This is a genomic window from Terrimonas sp., assembly GCF_003075435.1.
Classification (GTDB): Bacteria; Bacteroidota; Bacteroidia; order Chitinophagales; family Chitinophagaceae; genus Agriterribacter.
In genome coordinates, this window is record NZ_QCZJ01000004.1 from 282,979 (window position 1) to 290,596 (window position 7,618).

At 39.5% G+C, this 7,618-nt stretch carries 7 protein-coding genes; 5 read left to right on the forward strand and 2 right to left on the reverse strand.

The window, feature by feature from the left end:
- Positions 1-23: 23 nt before the first annotated feature.
- On the forward strand, positions 24-1,322 hold the full coding sequence (locus tag DC498_RS07205) for a DUF3472 domain-containing protein (RefSeq protein ID WP_116873464.1): 1,299 nt from the start codon (positions 24-26) through the stop codon (positions 1,320-1,322).
- A 2-nt stretch (positions 1,323-1,324) separates the two neighbouring features.
- Here DC498_RS07205 and DC498_RS07210 read toward each other — a convergent pair whose 3' ends face one another.
- A complete protein-coding gene (locus DC498_RS07210) occupies positions 1,325-1,627 on the reverse strand; it encodes a hypothetical protein (RefSeq protein WP_116873465.1) in 303 nt (100 codons plus the stop codon).
- Between the two features lie 285 nt (positions 1,628-1,912).
- Between DC498_RS07210 and DC498_RS07215 the strand changes: the two genes are divergently transcribed.
- Positions 1,913-2,371: a hypothetical protein gene (locus tag DC498_RS07215; RefSeq protein WP_116873466.1), complete on the forward strand. Its 459-nt coding sequence runs from the start codon at positions 1,913-1,915 to the stop codon at positions 2,369-2,371.
- A 36-nt stretch (positions 2,372-2,407) separates the two neighbouring features.
- On the opposite strand, the gene DC498_RS07220 is transcribed toward DC498_RS07215, so the two are convergent.
- The gene (locus tag DC498_RS07220; RefSeq protein WP_116873467.1) at positions 2,408-3,700 is read right to left on the reverse strand and encodes a M20/M25/M40 family metallo-hydrolase; all 1,293 of its coding nucleotides are present in this window, start codon (positions 3,698-3,700) and stop codon (positions 2,408-2,410) included.
- A 388-nt stretch (positions 3,701-4,088) separates the two neighbouring features.
- Between DC498_RS07220 and DC498_RS07225 the strand changes: the two genes are divergently transcribed.
- The 3 genes from DC498_RS07225 (at position 4,089) to DC498_RS07235 (ending at position 7,085) form a co-directional block, all read left to right on the forward strand.
- Positions 4,089-5,480, forward strand: a complete 1,392-nt coding sequence (locus DC498_RS07225) for a cytochrome ubiquinol oxidase subunit I (protein ID WP_116873468.1) — start codon at positions 4,089-4,091, stop codon at positions 5,478-5,480.
- A 48-nt stretch (positions 5,481-5,528) separates the two neighbouring features.
- The gene (cydB, locus tag DC498_RS07230) at positions 5,529-6,563 is read left to right on the forward strand and encodes a cytochrome d ubiquinol oxidase subunit II (RefSeq protein ID WP_116873469.1); all 1,035 of its coding nucleotides are present in this window, start codon (positions 5,529-5,531) and stop codon (positions 6,561-6,563) included.
- Between the two features lie 327 nt (positions 6,564-6,890).
- The gene (locus tag DC498_RS07235) at positions 6,891-7,085 is read left to right on the forward strand and encodes a hypothetical protein (RefSeq protein WP_133176781.1); all 195 of its coding nucleotides are present in this window, start codon (positions 6,891-6,893) and stop codon (positions 7,083-7,085) included.
- Positions 7,086-7,618 lie beyond the last annotated feature (533 nt).

Here is a 7,618-nt window from a genome sequence, read left to right on the forward strand (position 1 = left end):
ACCTGTCTTCAAAAAAGTTGATAATGAAAGGTTATATAATTGTTTTATTGATGAATGCTTTTATTATGCATGCAGCCGCTTTGCCTGCTCCTTTTGATCATAGCGATACTATTATATCTGTACCTGCAGGAGGTAATACATGGTGCATACAGTGTGATGAAAATAACAATCTTATCAGCAATAAAGGAATACAGCACTGGACGCAGCAGGAAACAGGTTTTGAAACTTATATAAGGGTAAATAAAACCGGTAGCCTGAAAATAGGAATAAATGCAAAAACAGATAAAGCAGGTGTTTTGCGCTTAAGCGTTGCCGGTAGTGGTAAAAATATAACGGTAAAAGGAACAGCCTTTAAGGTTTATGATGCGGGAACATTTGAAATAAAGGATACCGGTTATATTAAAATTGCTGTAAGCGGCAGGCAAAAGAAAGGAGCATATTTTGCGGATATATCGGCATTTGAATTAAGCGGTACTGCTATCAATGAGCATACAGCTTTTGTAAAAAACAATAAGGATAATTTTTTTTACTGGGGCAGGAGGGGGCCTTCAGTGCACCTGAATTATCCTTTTGCAGACAGCATAAAAGCTGAGTGGTTTTATAATGAAATTACCATTCCTGAAAACCAGGATGTGGTGGGTTCTTACTATATGGCCAATGGTTTTGGTGAGGGATATTTTGGTATACAGGTGAATTCAGCATCAGAGCGGAGAATATTGTTTTCGGTATGGAGCCCATTTTCAACAGATGATCCCAAAAACATTCCGCAGGATATGCGCATAACCCTGCTAAAAAAAGGTGAGGGGGTGCATACCGGTGAGTTTGGTAATGAAGGTTCGGGCGGGCAGAGCTACTTGCGTTATAACTGGAAGGCGGGCGTAACATATAAATTTTTACTTCGCGGACAGCCTGACGGAAACGGGAGCACCATTTACACCGCTTATTTTTTTGCTCCGGAAAGGGGAGAATGGTTATTGATCGCTTCTTTTAAACGACCCAAAACAAATACATATCTCAGGAGGTTTCATTCATTCCTTGAGAACTTTATACCTGAGCAGGGCAATAAAACAAGAGAAGTATTATTCGGAAATCAGTGGGTGTGTGATGAAGCGGGTACATGGTTTGAACTGGTAAATGCCGTGTTTACTTATGATAATACTGCAGCTAAAAAGTACCGGATGGATTATGCAGGCGGAGTTGAAAACGGGAGATTCTATTTAAAAAATTGTGGCTTTTTTGCCGGATTTACTCCCTATAAATCTTTGTTTTTGCGCAAAGCAAATATGCAGATCCCGGATGTTGATTTTAAAACGCTGCCTTAAGTTCAGGAAGCTAAAAACTCGATCATGTCGTTACCAAGACGGGGGCGTTTTTCAAAAGTATATACCACACTCTGACCGTTGGTTATGTTTAAATTGAAGAAATACTTTCCACTGTTAAGGTGAGCTACTCTTAGTTGCACTTCAAAGCCATTGAATTTGCCTTTTCTGCATACTTTTTTTTCAGTATCTGTAATGCTGTATTCAAAAACCGGGTTGGCAACATCTTCTTTTTCTTTAATGCGGAGATGGAGTAGTTCCATTACTACGGAAGGAAATTCAACTTCTAAAGCTTTTAAACTGCCCATGATACTTTGTTTATAAGTTATAGTAGATCACATAATTGGTATAACTGAAAATCTTTGTAAATAGTATAGCAAATTGAAAAAAATAGATAAAACACGAGGTTTAAATCAAAATTTTGCAAATGGTAAGCGGTGGGCAGGTGATTTTTTTTAATACGCTTAAAAAAGATAGACAAAGGTCCGGGTTATTTGAGTTAAAAAGCAGCATTTGCATAGGAAAATCATACAATATGATTAAAAAAAAGCATTATGGCAAGGTCATTGCATTAGTAATTAAAACCATTTGCTATGAATGACATTAATATACAGCCTGCGGCGATAAAAACAACGGTGAGGGTAGATCAGGGTGTAGATGCTGTGAAAGAAACCATTAATGGCATCCTGGAAAATGATCCCAATATTTCCGGCACACCTATCCAGCACATTTCCGGTAATTCGTTTGTACTTGGCTGGGTGAAATCTTTCCAGATCATCATGATTTCGGTTACACTCCGCAAAGAAACTGAAAACCTCACAACCATAAGCCTTGAAGCCATAAAGCCTGAGGCTGACAGTAAATCAAGTCGTATTGTTCAGGAAGGCTTTTATGATTTTTTGTCTTTTTTGAAGACAACACTTGTACCTCAAAATATTCATCCCACAGATGGTGCCGCTTATGCCCAGGATAATACCAATACCGGGCTGTGGAAATGGATTTTTTTCATACTGCTTGCTACATTTATGACATGGTATTTCTACCAGCATTAAGCTTCTCTTCTCTTTATCCCTCCTGCATTCCTTCTCTTATAAATCCTTTTTTATACCAAGCCTGTAAATAAAAACGGCTGCACGCTGAATAAGCAGCGGGTATTGTTTTGTATTCATGGTTTCCCCGGGGGCATGTGAACCTGTTCCTGATGGTCCTAATCCGTCAATGCAGGGAATATAATCTGCAATAAAGGAAATATCGCCTGCGCCGCGTTCCATCGGATCATTCTCCAATACCGCACCCAATCCCATATCTGCATTTACTTTGTTGATCTCTAAAAAGAGTTTTTTGTTGCCCTCTTTCGGCCCCATAGATGGTATGCCATCATTGAATACTATTTCAGCACTTGTGCCAGTGAGATTATTATTCATTACAATATTCTTCATTAATGTGCGTACTTCAGCGCGTTGCTTTTCTCCTAAAAACCTAACATCACCCATAACCGTAGTTTTAGAGGCAATAATATTATCCTTGCCATATACTTTTACGTTATCCACAGAATCAATAACCGTTGTGCCTCCTGCAAATACACCGGGATTAAATGTCAAATATGGTATTGCGCTCAATCCTGTGCGGAAAGAATCCACAATGCGTACCGCTTCGTATATAGCGCCAAAGCCTGCTTTTTCACTGAACACTCCCGAGGAATGTGCCTGTTTGCCATATACAAATAATCTCCAGTTATCAGCGCCGCGTCTTGTGGTGGTTACTTTATTGATCTGCCCGCCTTCAAAACTCAGTGCTACATCATGCTGTTTTGCTTTTTCAATCACATCTGCTCTTGTAACTACAGAAGGCATACCACCAATTTCTTCATCGCCGGTAAGGTATACAGTTATATTTGCATCTTTCAATGCACCTGCCTGGTGCATGGCCTCTAATGCAGCTAATACAAGCACAGCACCGCCTTTATCATCAAGGATACCCTGTCCTGTTGCCGTAGAATCATTTATAATCCTGAATGGATTTGATGGCATATCAGGCTCAAAAACCGTATCCAGGTGAGCAAGCATCAATATCTTTTTTCCTTTTCCTCCTTTTTTGGTAGCAACTAAATGTCCTGCGGTTTTTATTGAGTCCGGCATTTTTATCCACTCTGCAACAAATCCTATTTTTTCAAAAGCAGTTCTTAATATTTCACCACTTGCTCTTACGCCTGCTACATTCATAGTCCCGCTGTTGATATTCACGATCTCTTCAAGCGTTTTAAATGTTTGCGGGAGCTGTTTATTAACTGCATCAAGGATTTTCTTTTCGGTTGCGCTGAGCTTTTGAGGTGAGGCATTTAACCCGGTACAGATAAATACCAGTAATAGCATTTTCTTCATGTTGATTTTTTAAGTGCATCGTAATTTACTCAGAAATCACCAGGTGTTGAAGTGTAATTTTTTTACTGATGTTCATGTGCAATGAAATGCACCCAATACACCCTTACGATCCGGTCGCATTTCAAATTTCGTATGTAGGTGCTACAGCTAAGATAGATGCCTCGTGCCTCAGCATGACAGACATAAGAATATATATTGAACAATAATACCAGTGTTCAACAATAGGACTGACGCTCAACACAGTACTAAGGTTTGTCATGCCGAGGCACGGGGCATCTGCACAAGATTGCCATATATGCGAAATTTTGAAATGCATCCTACGATCTGATGTTATCATTTTGCTGCGTATCTTTGGGTAATTCTATTTCTTCTGCAATAATATTTTGTCATGGATGTAGAAATATTATCCCGGGTACAATTCGCACTTACTATTTCCTTTCATTATATCTATCCTCCATTAAGTATTGGTCTTGGTTTGGTAATGGTGTTGTTTGAAGGTATATACCTGAAAACAGGGAATAAGCTATTTGAAGCCATGACCAGGTTCTATACAAAAATATTCGCATTGATATTTGGTATAGGAGTGGCTACAGGTATAGTAATGGAATTTGAATTCGGAACCAACTGGGCAGTATACTCGAAGTATGTTGGCGATATTTTTGGGAGTGCCCTTGCTGCTGAAGGTATTTTCGCTTTCGCCCTGGAGTCTGGTTTTTTAGGCATACTATTATTCGGTTGGAACAGGGTGAGCAAAGGCGTACATTTTTTTGCTACGGTAATGGTAACACTTGGTTCCATGTTTTCGGCTATATGGATTGTTGTGGCAAACTCCTGGCAGCAAACACCTGCGGGTTATCATATAGTTGGAGAGGGCTTGGATGCCAGGGCGGAGATCACTGATTTCTGGGCAATGGTTTTTAATCCTTCATCTGTTGACAGGATATTACATGTATGGGTAGGCGCTTTTATTGCAGGTGCATTTCTTGTGCTCAGCATAAGTGCTTATTATATCATAAAGAAAAGATATGTTGAGTTTGCGGTTAAATCTTTCAAACCTGCATTTTGGGTGTTTGCTGTTTCTTCGATGCTCCAGTTATTCATTGGTCACCGTTCTGCAGATATAGTTGCGGTATACCAACCTGCAAAGCTGGCGGCAATGGAAGGACATTTTGATACACTTGGCAAAGCGGATATGTATGTGGTAGGTTATGTTGATAAAAAAAATGAAACAACTTCAGGTATAAAAATACCCGGCGGATTAAGCTTTCTTGTGCACCAGGATTTTGATGCGCCTGTAAAAGGTTTAAAAAGTTTTAAACCGGAAGATCGTCCTAACTCCCCCAATACTGTTTTTCAAACCTACCACCTGATGATCAGCATTGGTATGTTTTTTATTGCTTTATCATTATATGCAGGTTATCTTTTATGGAAAGGAAAGCTGTTTGATAAAAAATGGATGATGTATGTTTTTTTATGGGGTGTTTTATTGCCACAATTAGCTAACCAGGCAGGATGGTTTGCCGCAGAAACCGGCCGGCAACCCTGGGTAGTATATGGGCTGTTGCGTACTTCTGATGCATTATCGAAAGCGGTTACTGCAAACCAGGTGATGTTTTCGCTGATCATGTTTACAGTGGTATATATATTGTTGTTTTCTCTTTTTGTTTTTTTGTTGAACAGGAAAATACAACACGGGCCATTTTATGCAGAAGGTGATGATGATAAAGAAGAAGATCACAGTCCGCTGCATAAAGCAATGGCAGATGAATTTGGAAAATAACACGGCAGGAAAATTTCAAATTTCAAATATCAAATCTCCAATTTGATTATGGCTACTTTTTTAGGTATAGATTATCCCACTTTATGGTTTTTAGTGATCGGCGCGGTATTTACCGGTTACGCAATATTGGATGGATTTGATTTAGGTGCAGGCGCTTTGCACCTTTTCTTCAATAAAGAGCAGAGCAGAAGAATAGCGCTGAATGCCATCGGGCCTATATGGGATGGTAATGAAGTATGGCTGGTAATTGGAGGCGGTGCCTTATTTGCAGGGTTTCCTAAAGTATATGCTTCAGTGTTCTCCGCATTTTATGTGCCGTTCATGCTGTTTTTATGCATGCTGATTTTTCGTGCGGTATCTATTGAATTCAGGAGTAAAGAACCAATGCTGTGGTGGCGCAGAATGTGGGATATCAGCTATTCGGTATCAAGTACCATTATTGCTTTTTTGCTGGGTGTCGTTTTGGGAAATATCCTGTTAGGCATCCCTATTGACGCCGAAGGAAATTTTACCGGTACCTTATTATATTTCCTGAACCCGTATTCGGTGATGGTTGGTATAACAACCGTTGCATTGTTTATGATGCATGGCGCGATATACCTTGTGATGAAAACAGAGAACCGGCTGTATGCAAAGCTTACCGTATTGGTAAAGAATACAACCATCTTTTTCGCTATATGCATATTGCTTCTTAGTTTTTATACGCTGTTATATGTACCACACCTCAGGCATACTATTGAAGCAAATCCCTGGATGTTTGTAATACCTGTATTAATGGTATTGAGCATAGCGAACATTACCCGGCAGATCACCAAAAGAAAATACCGTTACGCGTTTCTTTCATCTGCCGTTGCTATAGGTTTATTATTGATCATTGTTGCGGTAGAGTTATATCCGAATATGGTTTTATCAACTGCAGATCCCAATTATCATTTGACAGTGTATAATGCCTCAGCCTCAGAAAAATCGCTTGGCATAATGCTTAGTTTTGCCGCTATTGGTGTGCCGATAGTGCTCACCTATACTACATTTGTTTTCTGGACTTTTAAGGGAAAGGTGAAGCTGGAAGAAGGGAGTTATTGATTAAAAACAAAAAGCCGGTAATGTACCGGCTCTGTTATCCAATAATTATGCTTGTGTTTTTGAGTAGGTGTTATACTCTGGCTTAGCAAGGATTGAACAACCCCGGTGGTTTTTTAGGGTTGACCACCTAACAACCTTTTGATCCTTATCCTAATTTTTTGTTCTCGTGTTGATGATGTAAAGATGCTGCGATTTTATGCGGATCGGAACTTTATTCGGTAGTAGTATCTACTTATTCGATTTTGAGTGTTTTATTAACGATAAGTGTTTTTGCTTAGGAGTAATTGATGTTAAAGACAGCCACTGGCTGATTAATTGTACGCTTTAGTGCCGGTTGTAAACCTGACTGCAACCCTGGCAGCAGATAGTAAAATAAAAAAAGCCAGTCTTTCGACCGGCTATCTTCCCAGTGAAACCAGTGGGCTTAGGGATAAAAAGTTTGCCCATGACCTGGCTGTCTATTCTGTGACCTGTGTGCAGGTTGTACCTGTTACAACCTGTGATCTTGATCCTGTATCCTAATCTTTTTATTTCCTGTTGTTGTGTTGATAATGTAAAGATGCTGCGGATTTACCCGCTTTGAAACTTTATTCGCCGGCAGTATTTCTTTGTTCGATTTTCAGGAGTTTTTGCCGGATAAGTGTTATTGCTTACAGAAGCTGTTGATGTTTGGTAAAGGGCGGTGAGCTGTGAGCAGTCAGCTATCAGCAGTCAGCTGTCGGCAATGAGCAATCGGCACAGGTTGACCTGGTACTGATAGTATTATGGCTGAGGGATTGAGCAGTTTTTTACCAGGCATCTTGTGTCGGACGAAGTAAACTCCTTTTATGAACCTTAGATTGTCTGCCGCACAATGACGATTGAATGTTTGAGCAACCACACACCTGCTTTAATGCTGATAGCAGCATTAAAATCACTCCCACTTCAGTGTCATGTCCTGAAAAAAGTAGACACTATTACTACTATTACCCTTTTTCTTTTTTTTGTTACTTTTTTTCTTTTTACAATCCACATTTTAATTGTGGATTATTATAAACTTATTTGATTTACAGCTA

Excerpts from the sequence above, each read along its gene's own strand:
- DC498_RS07205 (WP_116873464.1), top strand. The coding sequence starts at position 24 with ATGAAAGGTTATATAATTGTTTTATTGATGAATGCTTTTATTATGCAT.
- DC498_RS07210 (WP_116873465.1), bottom strand. The coding sequence starts at position 1,627 with ATGGGCAGTTTAAAAGCTTTAGAAGTTGAATTTCCTTCCGTAGTAATG.
- DC498_RS07215 (WP_116873466.1), top strand. The coding sequence starts at position 1,913 with ATGAATGACATTAATATACAGCCTGCGGCGATAAAAACAACGGTGAGG.
- DC498_RS07220 (WP_116873467.1), bottom strand. The coding sequence starts at position 3,700 with ATGAAGAAAATGCTATTACTGGTATTTATCTGTACCGGGTTAAATGCC.
- DC498_RS07225 (WP_116873468.1), top strand. The coding sequence starts at position 4,089 with ATGGATGTAGAAATATTATCCCGGGTACAATTCGCACTTACTATTTCC.
- cydB (WP_116873469.1), top strand. The coding sequence starts at position 5,529 with ATGGCTACTTTTTTAGGTATAGATTATCCCACTTTATGGTTTTTAGTG.